Source organism: Clostridium tepidiprofundi DSM 19306 (genome assembly GCF_001594005.1).
Lineage (GTDB): Bacteria > Bacillota > Clostridia > Clostridiales > Clostridiaceae > Clostridium_AC > Clostridium_AC tepidiprofundi.
In genome coordinates this window covers 73,601-97,176 of sequence record NZ_LTBA01000006.1, presented here as the reverse complement: position 1 = coordinate 97,176, position 23,576 = coordinate 73,601, and the positions used below count along the sequence as shown (strand labels likewise).

General features: G+C 29.9%; 20 protein-coding genes and 1 pseudogene. 19 read left to right on the top strand and 2 right to left on the bottom strand.

The features are described 5' to 3' along the window. Positions 1–239 (top strand): annotated as a pseudogene (locus CLTEP_RS14845) (hypothetical protein); the annotation flags it as partial. Positions 240–607: 368 nt separating this feature from the next. Next, the gene (locus CLTEP_RS04755) at positions 608–2,290 is read left to right on the top strand and encodes an AAA family ATPase (RefSeq protein ID WP_066823369.1); all 1,683 of its coding nucleotides are present in this window, start codon (positions 608–610) and stop codon (positions 2,288–2,290) included. Positions 2,291–2,553: 263 nt separating this feature from the next. On the opposite strand, the gene CLTEP_RS04750 is transcribed toward CLTEP_RS04755, so the two are convergent. Together CLTEP_RS04750 and CLTEP_RS04745 are read right to left on the bottom strand one after the other, a co-directional pair. Then, positions 2,554–2,949, bottom strand: coding sequence for a hypothetical protein (locus CLTEP_RS04750; protein WP_066823367.1), 396 nt, complete (start codon positions 2,947–2,949; stop codon positions 2,554–2,556). Positions 2,950–3,044: 95 nt separating this feature from the next. Beyond that, positions 3,045–3,488, bottom strand: coding sequence for a cell wall hydrolase (locus CLTEP_RS04745; protein ID WP_066823364.1), 444 nt, complete (start codon positions 3,486–3,488; stop codon positions 3,045–3,047). Between the two features lie 478 nt (positions 3,489–3,966). Between CLTEP_RS04745 and CLTEP_RS04740 the strand changes: the two genes are divergently transcribed. The 17 genes from CLTEP_RS04740 (at position 3,967) to murJ (ending at position 23,521) form a co-directional block, all read left to right on the top strand. Then, positions 3,967–5,034 carry a tetratricopeptide repeat protein gene (locus tag CLTEP_RS04740; RefSeq protein ID WP_066823361.1) on the top strand — a complete coding sequence of 356 codons (1,068 nt, stop codon included), beginning with the start codon at positions 3,967–3,969 and terminating at the stop codon, positions 5,032–5,034. 31 nt (positions 5,035–5,065) lie between these two features. Then, complete coding sequence (gene galU, locus CLTEP_RS04735; RefSeq protein WP_066823355.1) at positions 5,066–5,950, top strand: UTP--glucose-1-phosphate uridylyltransferase GalU; 885 nt, start codon at positions 5,066–5,068, stop codon at positions 5,948–5,950. 345 nt (positions 5,951–6,295) lie between these two features. Beyond that, the gene (locus CLTEP_RS04730) at positions 6,296–8,230 is read left to right on the top strand and encodes a nucleoside-diphosphate sugar epimerase/dehydratase (RefSeq protein WP_066823352.1); all 1,935 of its coding nucleotides are present in this window, start codon (positions 6,296–6,298) and stop codon (positions 8,228–8,230) included. After that, the gene (locus CLTEP_RS04725) at positions 8,220–9,323 is read left to right on the top strand and encodes a DegT/DnrJ/EryC1/StrS family aminotransferase (protein WP_066823349.1); all 1,104 of its coding nucleotides are present in this window, start codon (positions 8,220–8,222) and stop codon (positions 9,321–9,323) included. The genes CLTEP_RS04730 and CLTEP_RS04725 overlap by 11 nt, the downstream gene beginning before the upstream one ends. A 22-nt stretch (positions 9,324–9,345) precedes the next feature. Then, on the top strand, positions 9,346–10,653 hold the full coding sequence (locus CLTEP_RS04720) for a nucleotide sugar dehydrogenase (protein ID WP_066823347.1): 1,308 nt from the start codon (positions 9,346–9,348) through the stop codon (positions 10,651–10,653). A 30-nt stretch (positions 10,654–10,683) separates the two neighbouring features. After that, positions 10,684–11,781, top strand: coding sequence for a Gfo/Idh/MocA family protein (locus tag CLTEP_RS04715; protein WP_066823344.1), 1,098 nt, complete (start codon positions 10,684–10,686; stop codon positions 11,779–11,781). Positions 11,782–11,784: 3 nt separating this feature from the next. Continuing rightward, positions 11,785–12,525: an N-acetyltransferase gene (locus CLTEP_RS04710; RefSeq protein WP_066823341.1), complete on the top strand. Its 741-nt coding sequence runs from the start codon at positions 11,785–11,787 to the stop codon at positions 12,523–12,525. 8 nt (positions 12,526–12,533) lie between these two features. Then, positions 12,534–13,238, top strand: coding sequence for an acylneuraminate cytidylyltransferase family protein (locus CLTEP_RS04705; protein WP_066823337.1), 705 nt, complete (start codon positions 12,534–12,536; stop codon positions 13,236–13,238). Next, a complete protein-coding gene (gene neuB, locus CLTEP_RS04700) occupies positions 13,235–14,278 on the top strand; it encodes an N-acetylneuraminate synthase (RefSeq protein WP_066823328.1) in 1,044 nt (347 codons plus the stop codon). Before CLTEP_RS04705 ends, neuB begins: the two co-directional genes overlap by 4 nt. Next, positions 14,275–15,423, top strand: coding sequence for a UDP-N-acetylglucosamine 2-epimerase (gene neuC, locus CLTEP_RS04695; RefSeq protein ID WP_066823326.1), 1,149 nt, complete (start codon positions 14,275–14,277; stop codon positions 15,421–15,423). The genes neuB and neuC overlap by 4 nt, the downstream gene beginning before the upstream one ends. 63 nt (positions 15,424–15,486) lie before the next feature. Beyond that, a complete protein-coding gene (locus CLTEP_RS04690; RefSeq protein ID WP_066823325.1) occupies positions 15,487–16,149 on the top strand; it encodes an acetyltransferase in 663 nt (220 codons plus the stop codon). A 4-nt stretch (positions 16,150–16,153) separates the two neighbouring features. After that, the gene (locus CLTEP_RS04685) at positions 16,154–17,203 is read left to right on the top strand and encodes a nucleotidyltransferase family protein (RefSeq protein WP_066823397.1); all 1,050 of its coding nucleotides are present in this window, start codon (positions 16,154–16,156) and stop codon (positions 17,201–17,203) included. 18 nt (positions 17,204–17,221) lie between these two features. Then, positions 17,222–18,214 carry an NAD-dependent 4,6-dehydratase LegB gene (locus CLTEP_RS04680; protein ID WP_066823323.1) on the top strand — a complete coding sequence of 331 codons (993 nt, stop codon included), beginning with the start codon at positions 17,222–17,224 and terminating at the stop codon, positions 18,212–18,214. Positions 18,215–18,253: 39 nt separating this feature from the next. Beyond that, positions 18,254–19,357 carry a LegC family aminotransferase gene (locus CLTEP_RS04675; protein ID WP_066823320.1) on the top strand — a complete coding sequence of 368 codons (1,104 nt, stop codon included), beginning with the start codon at positions 18,254–18,256 and terminating at the stop codon, positions 19,355–19,357. Between the two features lie 36 nt (positions 19,358–19,393). Continuing rightward, a complete protein-coding gene (locus CLTEP_RS04670) occupies positions 19,394–20,848 on the top strand; it encodes a capsule biosynthesis protein (protein WP_066823317.1) in 1,455 nt (484 codons plus the stop codon). 26 nt (positions 20,849–20,874) lie between these two features. Continuing rightward, a complete protein-coding gene (locus tag CLTEP_RS04665) occupies positions 20,875–21,987 on the top strand; it encodes a glycosyltransferase family 4 protein (RefSeq protein WP_066823314.1) in 1,113 nt (370 codons plus the stop codon). Continuing rightward, positions 21,980–23,521, top strand: a complete 1,542-nt coding sequence (gene murJ / locus CLTEP_RS04660; protein ID WP_066823311.1) for a murein biosynthesis integral membrane protein MurJ — start codon at positions 21,980–21,982, stop codon at positions 23,519–23,521. The genes CLTEP_RS04665 and murJ overlap by 8 nt, the downstream gene beginning before the upstream one ends. Positions 23,522–23,576: the final 55 nt, after the last annotated feature.

The following is a 23,576-nucleotide window of genomic DNA, read 5'->3' as shown; positions in this document are numbered from 1 at the left end:
ATTGGCATTTGGATTTTACGTTTAAAGATGATAAGAATACAACTATGAGCAAAAATGGAGCTAAGAACTTACAAATAGTAAAGAAAATTGCATTAGCAATTTTAAGAACAGTTCAGACTTTTTATAAAGTTAGTTTAAAAATGATAAGATTTAAACTCTCATTGGATTTTGAAAATGAAATTAGTACAATTTTTAAATTGCTGAATGTTGAAGATCTAAAAAAAGCATTGAATAAGTAAAAAAATTACAATGAAAACTTCCTAGCTGTAGGATAAAATTTTACTAGGTTATCGTGATAAAATTGACTTGTTATTTATTTTATTATTTAACTCAATAAATGCTTCTGGCTTAATATTTTGCCTAGCCTTTGAATAAGCTTGCTTTGTAGTAGGATTATCTTTGTCCAGAATTTTTTCAAAAAACTATTTAATGCTACTTGTAGAGATTTGTTAACCATATTTAGCTGATATTATAATGTATAATTATCTATATAAAGCGAACTTATTTTATTAATTCTACAAGAAAAGGTTGTGATTTTTCATTTGTAGAAGTAGGAGCAGTATAAAAAAGTTCACTGCTAACATATAAAGAAGGGAGTGAATACAAATTGAAAAAAAGAATTCCAATTGGAGTAAGCGATTTTAAGAGCATTATTGAAGAAAATTATTACTTTGTAGATAAAAGTTTATTTATAAAAGAGGTTATTGAGGATGGTTCAAAAGTCATTCTTATTCCAAGACCGAGAAGATTTGGAAAAACACTTAATCTGAGTATGTTGAAGTATTTTTATGAAAAAGAAAGTTGTGACAACAGATATCTTTTTAGTAATCTTAAAATAAATAAATTTAAGGAAGTTATGGATATTCAGGGGAAATATCCTGTTATATATATAACTTTTAAGGATGAAAAACATTCGCAGTGGGAAAGGTGCTTAAGCAGTCTTGAACGACTTATTAAAAGTGAATTTGGTAAGCATAGCTATATTTTAAAAAGTGATGTTCTAGCAGAATATGAAAAGGAAGAGGTATTGGATATTCTTTATGGTAGAGCATCTCATGATACTTATATAGATGGCTTAAAGTTATTAAGTGAATATCTATATAGATATTATAATAAAAAAGTTGTAATTTTGATTGACGAATATGATGTACCAATACAGAGTGGATTCTTATATGGGTATTATGATAAAGTTATTGAATTTATGAGGATATTTTTAAGTGGTGGATTGAAGGATAATGTTTATCTTGAAAAGTCTGTTTTAACGGGGATTTTAAGAGTGGCGAAAGAAAGCATATTTTCAGGACTTAATAATTTAGATGTTAGTACAATTTTATCCTATAATTTTGATAGTTGGTTTGGTTTCTTAGATGAAGAAGTAGAAGAGTTATTTAAATATTATAATATCGAATATGATATGGATAATGTTAGGAATTGGTATAATGGATATATATTTGGTGATAAAGTTATATATAATCCTTGGAGTGTATTAAAATATGCAAAGAGTTATAGAGAAGGTTTTAAACCATATTGGGTTAATACTAGCAGTAATGATTTGGTGAAAAGAATACTGTCAAGAGGTGGAGAAAAATTAAAAATTGAGTTAGAAAGTTTAATTAAAGGGGAGCCAATTGAGAAAATAGTAAATCAAGATATAGTAATTAAAGATATAGATAGCAGTTCAGAAAATACATGGAGTTTTTTACTTTTTAGTGGGTATTTAAAAGTGTGTGACAGAAAATGGAAAGAGGGAGACCTCTATTGCAAGCTTACAATACCAAATTTAGAGGTAAAGTATCTGTATAAACAAATTATTAAAAGTTGGTTTAATGAAAATGTAAGTAGTGATAATTTTAATATTATGTTAAAAAGTCTTATAACAGGAGATATAGAAACCTTCGATATATTGTTTAGTGAATATGTACTGAAAAGTTTGAGCTATTTTGATGTGGGTAGTACTGAAAGCGAAAAAGTATATCATGCCTTTGTTTTAGGTATGCTTGTATCTTTGAACAAGGATTATTATGTAAAATCAAATAGAGAAAGTGGATATGGCAGATATGATGTTATGATTATTCCTAAAGATATTAACAAAAAGGGAATAATTATAGAATTTAAAAAAGTTTTTGCAAAAGAAGACTTAGAAAAGGCAGCACTAAAAGCATTAAAGCAAATAAGAGAAAAGAAGTATAGACAGGAACTTATATATAGAGGTGTAAAAGATATTATAGAACTTGCAATAGTTTTTGAAGGTAAAAATGTTTTTATTAAAAAGAATATGCAATCCTTATGATAATATAATCAAAAGTGCATAATGTTGAATATTATATAACTCCCACTTATAAAAGTGAGAGTTAGGCATTTGAAAGAAAATAACAAGTCAAAGATGCGACGTATATTTTGTGAAATACAAAGAGTTGGGTTCCGCTGATAGTAGGTTCTATCAACGGGTTCCAACGATGAAGTAGTTCGCAAAATAGACTAGCATACTGACTAGTTATTTTTTTGAAAATGCCTTATATAATATAGCTTGATAAAACTAAGTATATAGTGTATTTATTTGCAAGAAAGAGCTTTAGCTTGATCGTGAAAAACTCTTACAAATTTAATGGAATACATATCGCACATTAGAGTATCAAGTGTTCCAGATTCTTTAATAACGATATAGTTAACTCCTACTTCTTCTAAAACACCTTCTCTGTCAATTAACATACTAGTTCCAATTAAAAATTCTATCTTAATGTATTTGCCTATTTGTTCTATTAACCAGTTCTGAAAATATTTTGGTGCGGGACTTGGTGGAATGACTGGTTTTTTTTCAAGATTTGGGGTGTTTGTTGTATTTGGAACCCTTTCATTAGTTGTACGCTCAAAATTTTTAGGATTTTGACCCATCTCGTTAGGGTACATTGTAAATTGATCATAACATTGATTTGGTATTCTACTAAACATAAAACAATCTCCTTATATATTACTATATTTTATTACATTAAAAAAATTACTGCTATATATTTAATCAAGTTGATTGAAGCTCAAATTCCAATTGATTAAGTTTTTGCATAAAGTTTTGTAGGGTTATAGAAACAATGGTTTCCAACTTTAACTTGGAATCTCCCTGTACGGTTACGTGGAAAATAATATGGACATGTTGGTTTATGAGGATTAAAGTACCATAAAGCATCGCCAGTTGTATACAATCTATTTCCAGATAAGGCCCAATCTGCGATTTCATAGTGTATTTTTTCTGGCGGACTTGCCCAAATTGTTTGAGGATTAGGCATGCCATTCAAAATTGAAGTAGCACAATCAAATTGACCCGGTTGGAAAATAACTTTTCTAAGATTACCTTGTCCTGTTCTTTGGTATTCACCATATGCCGCATTAACCCTATTCATGATTACCGAAGCTACGGCTTTCATACCATTTTCCCCTTCACCACCCGCCTCGCATTTTATTAATCTTGCTAATAATTCTCTATCACTGTAAGCCAATAAGTTCACCTCCTCAAGTTAATATTAAAAACTGAATTTCTTATTATTTCTTATTATTATTTATCGATTTCACAATTTTTCTACTTCTATAAATTGGAATATTGAAGCTTTTGTTTCAGCAGAACTAGTATTGCATAGCGTAACTAACGTCATATATTGCGGTAGATTTTTTCGTAGTGCAAGGTGGAGGAAATGAGAATACTAAATTGTATTCAAATTAACGACAACACAGCAACACGGGAAAATATGCAGTAAGATATATTTGGTAATTATGCTATGTAGCACTAGTTCACTTTTGCTACAATATTAGTATATTAATGAAGAAATAAAATGTTACAACGGTATATAAGGGAGAATGAAACTTTTGTTTTAACAAAACAAGTTTACTAAACATTCTAAAACTAAAATTTTCCCTTGGTTTAAAAATATGATATAATAATTTGAGCATTTCATTTCAAAACTAGAGGAAGGTGAATAAATGGATATACAATCAAACTTTAATGATAAATTATCGAAGCTCTTATTTTTACCAATAAATAAAGGTGCACAAATAGGAGAATACACAATACCTAAAGATATTTATTTGCCTATTAAAGCTGAACAAATAGTTGAAAAGGTTAAGCATGGAGAAACATTTGAGAAAATTCCATTTTTCTATTTTGTTGAGGGTATGGTATATGTGTTGGGATTAGATGAAAACTTTAAATACAATGATACTTATATTCAATTGTTAAGCAATATAGAAGAAAGTATAAAATACATTAAAGGCAATATATATAATGCAATAAATAATGAAATTTATGAAGATGCATATATTATGCTGAAAGGCTTAGTATTAATAGAAAGTAATATTGAAAATTTTGATAGGCTTTTGTTGGTATTGGATAAATTACGAACAATTGATAAAAATTATGAAGAAGAAGAATTAAAAATGATTGAAAAGGGTAAACTTATAGATGGATTTGCTACTCCGTACTTGTATGAAGCTTTAATATTCAGGGATAAAAAAGATTTTACTAGAGCTTTACATAGTTTAAATACGTATTTAAGCATGGGTGGAATAGAAACAGAGGATATTTCTGAGTTTAAGGAAAATCTCAAAAACATTAACGATTATGAAAAAGGTATTCAGTTGATATATGAGAATCCAAATGAGGCACTTAAGATTTTAATACCATTAGTAGATATTTATGGGGATTCTGCTGAGATATTTTATTACATTGCTATAGCTTACAGGAATTTAGGTATACATGAAAAAGCTATATATTATTTAAATGAGGCATCGGCTGTGGATTCTGCATTGATTGAAGTATTAAATGAGTATGGTATAAATTACGCTGCTATGGGTGAGCATAAAACGGCTATTGAATATTTGAAGAAGGCTTTTCAAGCAGCAAAGTCTGTAGAAATTTGCACAAATATTGTTATGTGTTATATAGATATGAAAAAATTTGATGAAGCCAAGAAGTATTTAGAGAAAGCTGAAAAGATTGATCCTAAAGATGATATAGTTATTCAATTGAAGAATATGCTTAAGGATATTTAAATTTTTATTAATTAAAAAGGGGGAATTTTTGATGAAGGTTAGAAAGGCGGTAATTCCTGCAGCAGGGCTTGGAACTAGGTTTTTGCCTGCAACAAAGGCTCAGCCAAAAGAAATGCTTCCTATTGTTGACAAACCAACAATACAGTATATTGTTGAAGAAGCAATAGCTTCGGGAATAGAGGAAATACTTATTGTAACTGGTAGGAATAAAAAATCTATTGAAGATCATTTTGATAAATCTGTTGAACTAGAGCTTAAATTAGAGAACAGTGGTAAAGTGGAATTATTAAAAGAGGTTCAGAAGATATCGAATTTGGCTGATATCCATTACATAAGACAGAAAGAGCCAAAAGGGCTAGGACATGCAATAAATTGTGCAAGAACATTTGTTGGAAATGAACCATTTGCAGTTATGCTTGGTGACGATATTGTTGATAGTGATATTCCTTGTTTGAAGCAGTTGATTGACTGTTATGATAAGTATAATACATCTATACTAGGTGTGCAGCAGGTTCCTAAAAAGGAAGTATCTAAATACGGTATTGTTAAAGGTAAAATGCTAGAAGATAGAGTTTATTGTGTTGAAGATTTAATTGAAAAGCCAAAAGTTGAGGAAGCACCTTCAAATGTTGCCATATTGGGCAGATATATAATTACTCCAGAAATATTTGATATTTTAAAGAATACAAAGCCAGGTAAGAACAATGAGATACAATTAACAGATGCCTTAAAGAAACTTATTGACATTCAAAGCATGCATGCTTATGATTTTATTGGAAGAAGATATGATGTTGGTGATAAGCTTGGATTCTTAAAGGCAACTGTTGAATTTGGGCTTAAAGATGAAAATTTAAGAGAAGACTTTGCAAAATATATTAAGGACTTGAGTTCTAATACTAAATTTGATAAACTTTAAGATAAAGTTATGAATGCTTAATATATTAATTGCTTGTTTGCAATAACACACAAAAGAACATATAATTGTATGTTCTTTTTGTGCGTATTTAGGCATTTAAAAAAAATAACTAATGCAGATTTCACTAGTAAATAAACTGGTTAATGTAGCTTATTTATAAATATACTTCGTTTAGATTTATGTATTAAAAAAAGTCATCACCAGTCAATATGTTATTATATTTGATTTGCCATTTTCTTTCAAATGCTTAAATTTAAAATATATCAGATTTGCTGACTTATTAGCTATAATGTGTTAAAATATTCATGACATAAAAAATAAAATTTTATTATAGGACGTGATAATGTGAAGAAGGACAGAGTGTTTTTTTTGTTTGATTCTATTTTGGTAGTATGTGCACTTTATTTTTCGTTGGTGTTGAGATTCGATTTTAATGTTGAACCTGAGTATATCAGATTTTTCAAGTTGTCAATTATACCTGTTATTTTAATTACTATATTTTTTAATAATGTTTTTAAATTGTATAGCAATGTGTGGAAATATGCGTCTATTGAAGAATTGCTTTCTATAGTGTTTTCTATTTCATTATCTAATATTGTATTTATGATTTATAGCTATTTTGTTACATATAAAATGCTAGAGACTCAGTATTATAGGTTTCCTTTTACTGTTCTTGTGATATTTTGGATATTGAGTTTAATCAGTTTTGGAGGTACGAGGTTTTTATCAAGGATACTTTCTCATAGCAGAAATTTATCTACAAATGATAAAGATAATATTAATATTTTAATAGTTGGTGCGGGAGATTTAGGTGTTACTCTTATGAAAGAAATCAATAAGCATAGTGAGCTTAATTACAATATAGTTGGATTTGTAGATGATAATGAGGATAAACAAGGTAAAATGATAAATAATGTAAAAGTTCTTGGAGGAAGAAATGATATTGTGAATATATGCAAAAAATATAATGTTAAAGAAATTATTATTTCAATTCCTTCAATGAATTTAGATACTAAAAAGGAAATAATGAATATATGCAAGAGTACTTCTTGTAAATTAAAGATAATTCCGGGTATTTATGAAATAATAGATGGTAAGGTTAATATAAGTCAAATTAGAGAAGTCAATATAGAAGATCTTTTAGGAAGAGAGCCAATTAAACTTGATAATGAAAATATACGTGGATATATTGAAGACAAGGTTGTATTAGTAACAGGAGGGGGCGGCTCTATAGGTTCAGAACTGTGCAGACAGATTGCAAAATTTAACCCTAGTAAATTGCTTATATTGGATATATATGAAAATAATGCATATAATCTTCAATTGGAATTGAAGTATGAATATCCAAAATTGTATACAGAGGTTTTAATTGCTTCTGTTAGAGAATTAGAAAGGATGAAGGAGATATTTAACAAATATAGACCGTATGTGGTTTTTCATGCTGCAGCACATAAGCATGTTCCTTTAATGGAAGATAATCCTGGAGAAGCTATAAAAAATAATATAATTGGAACTTATAATGTTGCACTTTGTAGTCATGATTTTGGTACAAAAAGGTTTGTTATGATAAGTACTGATAAAGCAGTAAATCCAACGAATATTATGGGAGCATCAAAAAGATTTTGTGAGATGATTATTCAGGCTTTTGATAAAATAAGCAATACTGAATATGTTGCAGTAAGATTTGGAAATGTACTTGGAAGCAATGGTTCTGTAATTCCTATATTTAAAAAACAGATTGCTCATGGAGGGCCTGTTACTGTCACTCATCCTGAAATAAATAGATTTTTTATGACAATACCAGAAGCTAGTCAATTGGTTATTCAAGCGGGTGCAATGGCTAGTGGAGGAGAAATATTTGTGTTGGATATGGGTAAACCTGTTAAAATTGTTGATTTGGCAAGGGATTTAATAAAACTATCAGGACTAGAACCTGATAAAGATGTAAAAATAGAATACACTGGGTTAAGACCTGGTGAAAAATTATATGAAGAACTATTAATGGATGAAATAGCTTTAACATCTACAGAACATAAAAAGATTTTTGTTGAAAAACCTATGAATATTGATATGGATTTTATAAATGAATCAATAGATGAATTTAAAAATGTCCTTAATGATGGTGATACAGAAAGGATATTTGAAGTAATGCAAAGAAAGGTTCCAACTTACACTAGAACTAAAAATGATAAAAAGAATGTTGATTTAGAGTTAAATAAAAGCCACAAAAATGCAAACAAATCAAAAAACGATATAAAGGAGTGTGCTTATGAAAATTAATTTGCTTGATTTAAAGGCACAGTATAGAACAATTGAGAATGAAATTAATGAAGCTATAAAGGAAGTATTGGAAACAACTCATTTTATAATGGGACCTAATGTAAAAGAATTAGAAAAAGAAATTGCAGCATTTACAGAAACAAAGCATGGTATATCAGTCGCAAGTGGTACAGATGCGTTGATGCTTACTTTAAAGGCAATGGGAATAGGATATGGAGATGAGGTTATTACAACTCCATTCACATTTTTCGCTTCAGCAGAAACAACATCTGTTTTAGGTGCTAAGCCTGTTTTTGCAGACATAGAAGAAGATACATTATGTATAGATACAAATAGCATTGAAAAACTTATAACTGAAAAAACAAAGGCTATTATACCTGTGCATATATTTGGAAATATGTGTGATATGGATAGAATAATGGAGATTGCTGATAAGCATAATTTATATGTTATAGAGGATGCTTGTCAAGCAATTGGAGCAGAGTATAAAGGAAGAAAAGCTGGTTCTATTGGTCATGTAGGATGTTTTTCATTTTATCCAACTAAGAATTTAGGTGCTTATGGCGATGGAGGAATGATTGTTACAAATGATGATGAATTGGCTGAAAAAATAAAATTAATAAGAGTGCATGGTAGTAAGAAAAAGTACAATCATGAAGCAATAGGATATAATTCAAGATTAGATGAAATTCAAGCTGCAATATTAAGAGTTAAGTTCAGATATATCAATAAATGGAATGATGCTAGATATGAAAAGGCTCATATTTATAATGAACTTTTGAAGGATTTAGATGATATAGTGCTTCCAACGGAAAGAGAAAATAGCAAGCATGTTTATCATTTATATACTATTCAATCAAAATATAGGGATGAAATAGTGGACTATTTAAAGAAAAACGATATTGCAACTGGAATATATTATCCTGTGCCAGTACATCTTCAAGATGTATATAAACATTTGAACTATAAAAAAGGAGATTTACCTAAAGCAGAGGAAGCATGTACTAAGACATTTGCAATTCCTTTATATCCAGAGATAAATTATGAACAGCAGAAATATGTGTGCGATAAAATAAAAGAATTCTTTTTATAAAGATAATTATGAGGTGATTGATATGAAAAATATTTTAATAGATAAGATAAATAATAAGACAGCAAAACTTGGAGTTGTTGGACTAGGATATGTGGGATTACCACTTGCAGTTGAAAAAGCAAAAGCAGGATATGAAGTTATAGGATTCGATGTTCAAGATAAAAAGGTTGATATGGTGAATGAAGGGCACAATTATATTGGAGATGTTGTTGATTCTGAGCTTGAGAGTTTGGTGAAAGAAGGAAAATTAAAGGCTACATCTGATTATAGTTTTGTATCAGAAGTTGATGCGGTTGCAATATGTGTTCCAACGCCACTAGATAAATTTAAACAACCAGATGTATCATATGTTATTAGTTCTACTAAAAGTGTAGCTGAATATTTACATAAAGGTATGCTTATTGTACTAGAGAGTACTACTTATCCAGGAACAACAGAAGAGATAGTTAAACCTATATTAGAAGAAAGTGGATTGAAGTGTGGAGTGGATTTCTTTTTAGCATTTTCACCAGAAAGAGTGGATCCAGGTAACAAGTACTACAATACTAAAAATACTCCTAAAGTTGTAGGGGGATGTACTAAAGAGTGTACAGAAGTAGCAGCAGAGTTATATAGAAACGTATTAGAAGGTGAAGTGTACCCTGTTTCATCACCTGCCGTTGCTGAGATGGAAAAGATACTTGAAAATACATTCAGACATATAAATATTGGATTAGCAAATGAAATGGCTATATTATGCAAAAAGATGGGAATAGATATTTGGGAAGTAATAGAAGCAGCTAAAACAAAACCATATGGATTTATGGCATTTTATCCAGGTCCAGGATTAGGAGGACATTGTATTCCACTAGATCCGTTTTATTTGACATATAAGGCTAGAGAATATGATTATCATACTAGATTAATTGAAACAGCAGGAGAAATAAATGATTTTATGCCTGAATTTGTTGTGGATAATGCTATGAAACTATTAAATAATCATAAAAAAGCTTTAAATGGTTCAAAAGTATTATTAATGGGAGTTGCATATAAAAAGGATATTGATGATATGAGAGAATCACCTACATTAAAGGTAATAGAACACCTAGAAAGAAATGGTGCGGATATTTATTATAATGATCCTTATGTATCTGAATTTAAGCATAATGGTAAACAATATAAATCTGTTGATTATAGAGAATTTATAGATAAAGCGGATATTGTAATTATAACAACTGACCACAGCTGTTACGATTATGAATTTGTGGTTAATAATGCGAAAATATTATATGATACTAGAAATGCCACTAAAGACGTTAAGGAGAATAGATTAAAAATAAATAAACTGTAAGTGTAAATCAACAAGGATGAGGTGAACAAAGTGGGAAAATTGAAGTTTGCTATTATTGGCTGTGGAAGGATATCTTATAAACACATAGAAGGTATTATAAATAATGATAAAGAAGCCGTTTTAGTGGCGGTTTGTGATATTGATGAAAACAAAGCTATTACGAGAAAGAATGAGTATTTGGATAATAAGAATGAATCTGTCAGTGTGAATGTTTATACGGATTACAAAGAAATGCTTGATAAAGAGAGCATTGATGTTGTAACGATTGCAACTGAGAGCGGATATCATACTGATATTGCAATATATTGCATGAATAATGGTAAGCATGTAATATGTGAAAAGCCCATGGCACTCTCTATTGAAGATGCAGATAAAATGATAGAAACAGCAAGAAAAAATAATGTTAAATTAGCTGTAAGTCATCAAAACAGATTTAATCCACCTATACAAAAATTAAGAAATGCTATAGAAAACAATAGATTTGGGAAGCTTGTAAATGGAACTGCAAGAATACTTTGGAATAGAAACATGAATTACTATAAACAGGCACCATGGAGGGGAACATGGGAATTAGATGGCGGTACCCTAATGAATCAGTGTATACATAATATAGATTTACTCCAATGGATGATGGGAGGAGAAATAGATACTGTATATGCTCAGTGTGATACTTTTTTAAGAGACATTGAGGGAGAAGATTTTGGTGCAATAATAATAAGATTTAAGAATGGAGCTATTGGAATAGTAGAAGGCAGTGCATGTGTTTATCCTAAAAATTTAGAAGAAACTTTGAGTGTTTTTGGGGAAAAAGGCACTGTGTGTATTGGAGGACTTGCTGTTAATAAAATAGAAACATGGAGATTTTACGATCAATTAGATTCAGAGGAAGAAATATTGAAAGCTCAAGAGGAAGATCCTGATTCAGTATATGGATTTGGACATACGCCTCTTTTCAAGAATTTCATAGATGCAGTAAATAATGACTATGAACCACTTATAAATGGTGAAGAAGGTAAAAAAGCAATGAGTATTATACTTGCAGCTTATAAATCTAGACTAACTGGTATGCCTGTGAAATTCCCATTAGAGAATTTTTCAACTTTGGATATGAAAAGGAAGGGAAATTAGTATATGAAGTACATTTCTGAAAAAAGTACAATAGGAGATAATGTTAATATTGGTCATTTTGTTGTAATTGAAGATAATGTTGTTATAGGAGATAATTGTGTAATAGGCAGTAATGTTGTTATTTATGAAGGAACTAAAATAGGAAATAATGTGAGAATTGATGATAATACCGTTATAGGAAAGCAGCCAATGAGATCAGTTAATAGTGTTTTTAAGGATGAAGAAAAATTACCTCCAGCGATAATTGGAAATGATTGTTTAATTGGGGCTGGTGTTGTGATTTATTGTGGATGTAAAATAGGAAATAAAACTTTAATTGCTGATTTGGCAACTATAAGAGAAAATGTAACTGTTGGTGAAAAAACAATAGTAGGTAGAGGAGTTGCAATCGAAAATTTCTGTGAGGTAGGTTCGTATTGTAAACTTGAAACAAATGCGTATATTACTGCTTATTCTACATTAGAGGATTATGTGTTTATAGCACCAGGAGTTGTTACATCAAATGATAATTTTGCTGCACGATCTAAAGAAAGATTTAAGCACTTTAAAGGTGTTACTGTTAAAAAAGGTGGAAGAATAGGTGCACAGGCTACTATTTTGCCTGGTAAGGTTATTGAAAAAGATGGATTTGCAGCAGCGGGAAGTGTTGTAACCAAAAATATTGAAGAAGCTAAAATTGTTGCTGGTAATCCTGCAAAAGTTATAAGAGATGTACCAGAAGATCAATTGTTAGAAAATCAATAGGTGATATTATGATTAATGGTAAGAGAATTATTGCAATCATACCAGCTAGAGGAGGCTCAAAAGGTATACCAAATAAAAATATTATTGATTTATGTGGGAAGCCTCTTATAGCGTATTCTGTTGAAGAAGCAAAGAAATCTAAATATATAGATAGAGTTATTGTTTCGACTGATAGTTTAAAGATAAAGGAAGTTTCATTGAATTATGGTGCTGAAGTTCCTTTTATAAGAAGTGAAGAACTATCGAGCGATAGTGCAAAATCAATTGATGTTGTTATAGACTGTTTGCAGCGTTTAGAAGATACTTATGATTTGTACGATTATGTGGTGCTTCTTCAACCAACATCACCACTTAGAATGTGTGAAGATATTGATAGCGCCATTGAGAGGATTGTTGAATTTAAGAGTAAATCATTAGTAAGTATGTGTGAAGCTTATCAAAATCCTATTCTTATGAGAACAATTGAAAAAGATAGAATGTTTAAAATAGTAGATTGTAATAAAAGCAATTTGAGAAGGCAAGAGCTACCAAAATTTTATATATTCAATGGCGCTATTTATATAAGTTCAGTTGAAATGATATATAGTGAGAGGGCTTTTGTGAATGATGATACTATACCATTTATAATGGATAAAGAGAGATCAATAGATATTGATGAGCCAAAGGACATAGTTTTAGCGGAATATTTTTTAAAAAGAAGGAGTTATATATGATTTATATAGATAGGCATTTTATAGAAAACGGAAATCCAACATTTATTATTGCAGAGGCTGGAGTGAATCATAATGGAGATATAAATACAGCTAAAAAGTTGATTGATGCTGCTATTTATGCTGGTGCTGATGCTGTAAAATTTCAAACGTTTAAAGCTGAAAACTTGGTAACAGAGTATGCTGATATGGCAGAATATCAAAAAAATAATATTGGCAGAGAATATACTCAGTTTAATATGCTTAAAAGACTTGAACTGAGTTTTTCTGATTTTATGGAATTGAAGGAATATTGTAAAATGAATAATATGATTTTTTTGTCTACTCCTTTTGATTTTGAAAGTGCCGATTTTTTGAATAAAATAGGTATTGATGCATTTAAAATAGGTTCAAGTGATTTGACTAATGTTCCATTTATTGAACATATAGCTAAATATAATAAACCTATAATACTTTCATGTGGTATGGCTAATTTATCTGACATTGAAGATGCTGTTTTTGCTATAAAACAGAATAATAATGATAAAATAATATTACTTCATTGTACATCAAATTATCCTGCTGATACGGATAGCGTTAATTTGCGTGCAATTGATACGATTAGGTCAGCATTTAAAGTTATTACTGGTTATTCAGACCATACGGAAGGGATAACAATACCTTTAATTGCAGCTGCGAGAGGAGCAGCTGTTATTGAAAAACATTTAACGTTGGATAGAGATATGGAAGGGCCAGATCATAGTGCTTCATTAGAGCCATTTGAATTTAAATTTATGGTTGAAAAAATACGGGAAGTTGAAAGAGCATTAGGCGATGGAATTAAGGTATGTAGAGAAAGTGAGATAGATACCATGAAGGCAGCAAGAAAAAGTATTGTTGCTTCTCGTAACATTAAAGCAGGGGAAGTTATAACATTTAATGATTTGGATTTTAAACGTCCAGGAACAGGTCTTATGCCAAAATTTTATAAAGAAATCGTTGGCAAGAAGGCAAGAAAAGACATTAATAAGGATGAACAGATTGATTTTGGAGTGATACAATGAAAAGAAAAATTGCTGTTTTAACTGGTACACGTGCAGATTATGGAATTTATTATAGTGTTCTTAAAGAGATAGAAAAAAGAGAAGAATTAGAGCTTAATATTATGGTATGCGGCATGCATCTTGAAGCTAAATATGGTATGACAGTTAATGAAATAATTAAGGATGGTTTTGATATAGCTGATAAGTTTGAAACTATTTTACATGAGGATACTGGATGTTCTATGGCAAAGTCAGTAGGAATTGCATTAGTGAAAATTGCTGAAAGCTTGAATAGAATAAAGCCAGACATTCTTTTGATATTAGGGGATAGAGGGGAAATGCTAGCAGCAGCAACGGCAGCTGTTCACATGAACATACCTGTCGCACATATTCATGGTGGAGAGGTTACAGGTACTGTTGATGAATCTATTAGGCATGCAATAACGAAATTATCTCATATTCATTTTCCTGCTACAAGGGATAGTGAAAAAAGAATAATTAAACTTGGGGAAAAAGCAGAGAATGTATATGTAGTTGGTGCTCCGGGTATAGATTATATAAAAAATACTAAGTATTTAACAAAAGAGGAATTTATAAAGAGATTTGATTTGAATAGTGATAGAATGTTTTTATTGACACAGCACCCTGTAACAACAGAAAGAGAATATGTTGAGTGGCAGATAAGAGAAACAATGGAAGCTGTTGTTTCGTTTGGAGTTCCAACTATTATTACATATCCCAATAGCGATAATGGTGGTAGTGAAATAATTAAAGTTATTGAGGAATATAGAGAAAGACATTCTTTTATAAGAGTATTTAAGAATTTAAGTCAGATTGAATATTTGAGTTTATTAAAATATGCTGATGTTATGATTGGGAATTCTTCTTCAGGAATAATAGAAGCACCGAGCTTTAAACTTCCTGTGGTTAATGTAGGGACAAGACAAAATGGTAGGCTTAGAGCTTGTAATGTTATTGATGTTGATTATGGCAGAGAAAATGTTATATATGGTATAAAAAAAGCTATGTATGATGAAAAATTTAGAAACCAATTAAATAAATGCGAAAATCCATATGGAGATGGTAATGCAGGTAGTAGGATTGCTGATATTTTGAGCAGAATTAAAATAGATAACAATTTAATACAGAAGAGGATTACTTATTAGAAATTCTCTTAGATATTTTATTTTTAAATATGTTTTATGTGTATTAATGTAAAGGGTGAATATATGAAAAAAATAGTTTTAATTGGTGCAGGTGGACACTGTAAAGTTATTATTGATATAATAAAGAGCATAAATGAATTTGAAATTGTGGGTATAACAGATAAAGCTGGTTCGTATTTACAAAATGAAAATAGGAATTTAGGATATGTTATTGATGTTCCTATTATTGGTGATGATAATATACTTGATAGTTTGTACATGCAAGGAGTTGAATATGCTTTTGTATGCATTGGAGCATTAACAAATATAGAAGTAAGATATAAATTATTCAAGAAATTAAAGAAAGTCGGTTTTATAATACCTGTTCTTGTGCACAAAAATGCTACTGTATCTTCATATGCTGAAATAAAAGAAGGAACATGCATTATGGCTGGTGCTGTTATAAATGCAGGAGCAATAATTGGTGAGAATTGCATTGTAAATACTGGAGCAGTTATAGAACATGATTGTAATATAGATAGCAACACTCATATATCACCGAAAGCTTGTTTGTGTGGAGGAGTTACAATAGGATATAATACTCATATAGGTGCTGGAAGCACAGTTTTACAGGGAATTGATATAGGAAATAACGTTATAATAGGTGCTGGAGCAGTTGTTGTAAATGATATAGAGGATGGTGCAAAAGCTGTTGGTGTACCAGCAAAAATCATTGATTGTAGGTGAAAAAATGAAAAGAGCTATTAAAAAATGTTATTTAATAGATTCTAATGCTACCATAAAAAAGGCTATGGAAAATATAGATAGAAATCGCATTGGAGCGGTATTTGTGATTAACGAAGAGAAAGTGCTTTTAGGAACTATTACTGATGGAGATATACGTAGAGCACTTCTTAAAGGGTATAAATTGGAAGATAGCATAAAGAGTATTTACAATAAAAATTTTAAATACATAACACACATGTACGATAAAAAGAAAGTTAAAGAGTACATGTTGAGATATGGTATAAGGCAATTGCCTCTTGTTGATGAGAATAAAAAGATATTGGATTTGATTTTCTTTAATGATATTATATGTTATGATAAAAAGGAAAATTATGTTTTTATACTTGCTGGAGGGCTTGGCACTAGATTAAGACCTTTAACAGATAAAATACCTAAGCCAATGTTAACAGTAGGAGATAAACCCATATTGGAACTGATTATAGAGCAGTTTAGAGAATATGGATATACGAATTTTATTATTTCTTTAAACTATAAAGGAGAAATAATTGAAAACTATTTTAAGGATGGAAGCAACTTTAATGTTAATATAGAGTATGTAAAAGAAAATAAGAAGTTAGGTACGGCTGGTTCAATAAGTCTGGCAAAGGATAAATTGAATAAGCCGTTTATAGTAATAAATGGTGATATTTTAACAGGAATAGATTTTGACGCATTTTTAAATTATCATATTAGTAATGATTTTGATATCACTGTTGGAGCACGAAATTATGAGGTAAAGATACCTTATGGTGTAATGACCACAGAGAATGCTATTATAAAATCATTACAAGAGAAGCCTATATATAGTTATCATATAAATGGAGGAATTTATGTTATCAATCCATATATATTAAAATTCCTACCATATAATGAGTATTACAACATGACAGATTTTATTGAAAATGTAATTACTAGAGGGTACAGAGCAGGAATATATAATATAACAGATTATTGGGTTGATATAGGTCAAATGAAGGATTATAAAACCGTAAGCGAGAATTTTTCTAAAATATAGAAGTGAGGAGAAATAAAAATGAATCTAAAAGGCAAAAATGTTTTAGTTACAGGTTCAGAAGGATTTATTGGAAGCCATTTAACAGAAAAATTAGTTGAAATTGGGGCGAAAGTTACTGCACTCGTGCAATATAATTCATTTAATAGCTGGGGATGGATTGATACATTTGATAAAAATATTAAGGAGAATATAAATATTGTAACAGGTGATGTTAGAGAGTATGATTCAGTAAAGAGAATAGTTAAAGGACAAGATGTTGTATTTCATTTAGCAGCATTAATCGCAATACCATATTCATATTTATCTCCTATGGCTTACGTAAAGACAAATGTACAAGGTACTACAAATGTACTTGAAGCTTGTAGAGAATATGATGTGGAAAAAATTATTCACACATCTACAAGTGAAACATATGGTACAGCTTTGTATGTTCCAATAGATGAAAAACATCCTCTGCAAGGTCAATCACCTTATTCAGCTTCAAAAATAGCAGCGGATAAAATGGCTGAAAGCTACTACAGGAGTTTTAATTTACCTATAGCTACTATTAGACCATTTAATACATATGGTCCTAGGCAGTCAGCAAGAGCAGTTATACCTACTATTATTTCACAAGTGTTGGCTGGAAAAAGAGAGATAAAGCTAGGAAGCTTATCACCAACAAGAGATTTTAATTATGTTAAGGATACTGCGGAAGCATTTATTAAAATAGCTGAAAGCGATAAAACTATTGGTGAAGTTATAAATGCAGGTTCAAATAGTGAGATAAGTATAGGGGACTTAGCTCATAAAATAATAAGAATAATTGGAGAAGATGTTAAAATTATTTGTGATAAAGAAAGAATAAGACCTGAAAAAAGCGAAGTAAATAGATTATGGGCAGACAATACAAAAATAAAACAATTAACGGAGTGGACGCCTAAATACAGTCTTGAAGAAGGACTTACTGAAACAGTTGATTGGATTAAAAATAACATGGAATATTTTAAAACGGATATTTACAATGTGTAATATAATTAATATCGATATACAAGGGATGTGAAAAGTACAATGATACCATTGTGTATACCAGAGATTAAAGGCAATGAGTGGAAATATATAAAAGAGTGCATTGACACTAATTGGGTTTCATCAGCAGGGAGCTATGTGAATTTATTTGAAGATAGATTCAATGAGTATATAGGAAGTAAAGAAGCAGTTGTAACGGTTAATGGAACTGCAGCATTGCATTTGGCATTGGTTTCTTTGGGAATTGGCAAAGGTGATGAAGTAATAGTACCTTCAATGACTTTTATTTCACCTGTTAATGCTATTAAATATGCAGGAGCAGAACCGGTTTTTGTAGACATTTGTAGAGATACTTTTGTGATGGATACAACTAAAATAGAGGAAATGATATCTAGTAATACAAAAGCTATTATGCCAGTACATATCTATGGCCATCCTGTTGATATGGATGATATTATGCGTATAGCTAAAAAGTATGATTTGTACGTTATTGAAGATGCAACTGAGGCACTGGGTTCAGAATATAAAGGCAATAAAGTGGGAACAATAGGAAATATTGGGTGTTTTAGTTTCAATGGGAATAAGTTGATAACTACAGGTGCAGGTGGTATGCTAATCACAAATGATGACAGAATTGGTGAAAGGGCAAAATTTTTATCTACACAGACAAAAGTGGTAAATGACAATAAATCTTTTTATCACCCTGAAATAGGGTATAATTATAGGATGCCTAATCTTCTTGCAGCATTTGGAGTAGCGCAATTAGAAAATATTGAAATGTATATAGATATTAAAAGAAAAAATGCGCAGTATTATTCAGAAAAATTAAGTGATGTTAGTGGTATAACATTGCCTGTACAAAAGGAGTGGGCTGTTAACTGCCACTGGTTGTATTCAATAGTTATTGAAGACGAATATGGTATTTCAAGAGATGAATTGATAAAGATATTGGAATATGAAGGTATAGAATCGAGACCGTTTTTTATGCCTGTTCATGAAATGCCACCTTATAAGGGGTGCAAACATGGTAAAATGGATATTACATTTGAGCTTTCAAAAAAAGGAATTAATCTACCTAGTTCTGTAGGAATTAAAAAATGTGAAATAGATAAAATATGCAGCATTATTAAAGAATACTCAAAGTAAATTTTGACTATTAGTGCTGTACTAAGGAGCAGTTTTATGGTACAAACAACTGATATTGTGATAGATATTGAGAAGCAGTTTGATCTGTTTGATTTTAAAATAAGAGGATTTAATGTATGGTGGATGAGTAGACTAAAAACATTTGAGGTACTTGAGTTTTCAAGAAAAGTTTTTAATAATGATAGTTACAAAAAATCATCTAAATTGGTATCAAAACTTTCTTATTTTAAATTCATAAAAAATATAAATATTATTCCTCAAAAGTTTAATAAAACGGATATTTTATGTATTTCTAATACTAATTTGAGAAGAGATTGTGTTGATGGAAAATATTTTGATATTATTTTTGATTATATAGGAAAGTATGATGATAAACATTCTTATGCAGTATTGAATACACTGAGCGGTAGAGGATTTATTAAGAATTATTATTCAAATCAATGCTATAATATGAGCAATATTGCACTCTATATAAATTTATGCAGAAAAATGTATAAGTTTATATTAAAAAAAGAAGAAGTTAAATTGATTGTAAATAAATTCATGCCTGTCCAAAGGTATATTTATGATAAGTACAGTTTGAATATTAATTTAGTTGAAATAGTTCTACAAAATACAGCAGTTATTATTAAAGGATATAAAAAAGCACTAAAAATTATAAAGAGTATTCAACCATCAGTGATTTATGTGGAATGTGCGTATAGTCCTACGCATTTGCTTTTTGTGTATGCGGCTAAGACGTTAGGTATAAATGTTGTAGAATTTCAGCATGGTATGATAAGTGAGGAACATTTAGGATACAGATATAATAAAAAAATTGACATAAATGATCCAGTACCAGATTATTTATGTGTGTTTGGTTCTCATTTTAAGAGAATAATAAGTGGAATGAATATAGAGAATGAATTAAAAATAATTGAGTATGGATATCCTTATTTATTTGAAAAAATTATTGACAATAAGAATATGCAGAAAAAAAATAATAAATATGACTTCGTTATAACTACACAGGGAGAACTTTATGCTAATTATTGGTGTGAATTCGTAAAAAAGCTTTTAGAATATGATGAAAATATCAATATTTTGGTGAAAATTCATCCAAATGAAGTTATGAACTATAAGGAACTCTATGGACAAATTCTAAACTTAGATAGAGTTGAATTTTCGATATTTGAAAGTGTTTATGAGTGCCTTAGTATAAGTAAAATTCACTTGTCTTGCTATTCTACATGTCATTATGAAGCATTGATTTATGATGTGCCAACCTTTGTTGTTAAATTTCCGGGTTGGTGGTATATTGATTGCTTAATAGAATATAAAGTACCATTTGTTAGTAATGTGGGAGAATTGTTCAATAGACTTAAATGCAAAAACGATATCATGTTTAAGGAGTTTAAAAAGGATTTTTTTAACTTAAAAAATGAAGATTTAAATATTGAAGTATTGAAAAACAGAATAAAGGAAACGAATGATTTTTTTGTTAAAGAATAATTATTTTGTGGTTTGGAGGATTAATTATGTCGATTAAGGTTTGTCATATTTCAACAGTTCATAGGGCATTTGACATTAGAATTTTTCATAAAGAGTGCAAAACCTTATCAAAATATGGCTATGATGTGAGCTTTATAGTTACACATGATAAGAATGAAAGTGTAGATGGTGTTAATATTATACCATTGTCCCAAAATCAGAATAGATTTGTAAGAATATTTAAGAAGACTTTTGAAGCATATAAAAAAGCTAAAAAGATAAATGCTGATATATATCATTTCCATGATCCAGAGTTGATTTTTATAGGTCTTTTACTTAAATTGAAAGGCAAAAAAGTAATTTATGATGTGCATGAGGATGTTCCAATGCAGATTCTCACAAAAGAATGGTTAGGCTGGAAGGGGTTTAGAAAAGCTATTTCATTTTTATATTCTGGTATTGAAAAGTTAACAACTAAAGCGTTTGATGGAATCATTACTGTTACTCCTGGTATAAGTAAAAAGTTTCCAAGTGATAAAGTTGAAGTGATAAGGAATTTACCTATAATATCAATAATAGATAGAGCTAAAAAAATTGATATCGAGCATGATAAACCTGTTATTGTTTATGCGGGTGGATTGACAGAAATAAGAGGAATAAAAGAGATAATAAAGGCAGTTGGAATTTTAAAGGGTGAAATAGAGTTATGGTTGCTTGGAACTTGGGAAGATTCAAAATACGAGAGTGAATGTATGCAGCTTGAAGGATGGAACTATACTAGATATTTTGGACATAAAAAGCAAGAAGATGTGTATTCATATATTAAAGCTTCCGATATTGGAATAATTAATTTCTTGCCTGTACCAAATCACGTAGGCGCACTTCCAAATAAAGTATTTGAATACATGGCTTGCGGTGTTCCTATAATCATGTCGAATTTTCCTTACTGGAAAAATGAATTCGGTAAGTTTGGTATTATGGCTGATCCAGAGGAACCAGTTGATATTGCAGAGAAGATAATTTATTTGATTAATGATTATGACAAATTAAATGAATTGGGTGAAATAGGAAGAAAAGAAATTGAGGATAAGTATTCATGGGAAGCTGAGAGCAAAAAATTGATAAAAGTCTATGAGAAAATCGGAGGAAAAAATGACTAAAGTTAAGAATATGGCGAAATACAGTGCAATGATTACCATTGTACTTATATTAAGCAAGACTGTGGGAGTATTAAGAGATATATTGATTGCAGGATATTTTGGTGCAACCAGAATAACTGATATGTATACTACTGCAACCAATATTCCACAGCTGTTTTATGGATGCATTGGTGCTGCATTGACTGTGAGTTTTATACCAGTATTTTCAAATGTGAAGAAAGATAAAGAAAAAGCTAATATGTTTTTTAATAATATTTTAAACATAGTGTTTTTGATATGCTTGGCTTTGACCTTAGTGGGTACTCTGTTTTCAACTCAATTAACTGAACTCATGGCGAGTGGATTTACACCAGAACAGATAGCAAAAACCTCTTTTTTGACTAAGATAGTAATGCCTTCGATAATATTTTTTGCTATAAACGGTCTTTATACAGGCTACTTGCAGTCTTATGATATATTTTTGCAACCAGCATTTACCAGCATAGTTGCAAATATGGCTATCATTGTAGGTGTGGTTATATTCTATAAATATGGTGTGGTAGCTGCTATTATAGCTTATTTGATAGGATCAATCATTCAGCTTTTTATACAAAGACCATTTATGAAAGAATACAAATATAAACCTTATATAAATTTTAAAGATACAAATATTAGAAAAATGCTTATACTATCAGTACCTATTATTATCAGTACTGCTGTTGGCAGAATTAATGTTATGGTTGCTAATAATTATGCATCGACACTTCCAGCAGGGAGTGTTGCCATAGTAAGTTACGCTACGCGACTTACTTCTTTAATAAATCAGGTTTTTATTGTATCCATCACAACAGTATTTTACCCAAAGCTTACGGAAAAATTCACAGAAAATGCTACTGAAGAATTTAATGCTTTGATAGTAAAAGCATTAAATATAATAGTCATAATTGTTATTCCGCTAGTGCTAGGGCTATTTATATTGAGTGAACCAGTAGTTAAATTGGTTTTTGAACATGGAAAATTTACGAGTGAAGCTACAAGAGTGACTTCACAGTGTTTGAGATATTTGGTGTTTTCTGCAATAGGATATTCTTTTATGGATATTTTAGGAAAAGTATTTTTCTCCTCAAAGGATACACTTACACCAATGATAAATGGATTTATACAGATTGGATTGAATATTTTGCTAGTAATTATTTTGACACCAATTTATGGCATTAATGGTTTGGTAACTGCTACAACAATCTCAGTAAGTGTTGTTGCTATTATAATGTTTATTGAACTTAATATAAAACTAAAAGGAATAAATTATAATAAATCAATAATTACATTTTTAAAGTCGCTCATATCGAGTGTTATTATGGCAGCAGTGGTTTATGTAGCATACAAATATCTAAATATAATTTTTATAAAAAATAGTGTTGCATTTTTGGCTCTTAAAATTTGTTTATCAACATTTGTTGGTATAATAAGTTATGCTCTTTTACTTAAATTGCTAAAAGTAAAGGAGTTAAGTGAAGTTTTACCGATTAGAAGCATTAGAACTAAAAATAAATAGTTAACTCGTTTTGCTAAAGCAAAACATAGAGGCTTCAGGAGTGAACTCTGCTTCA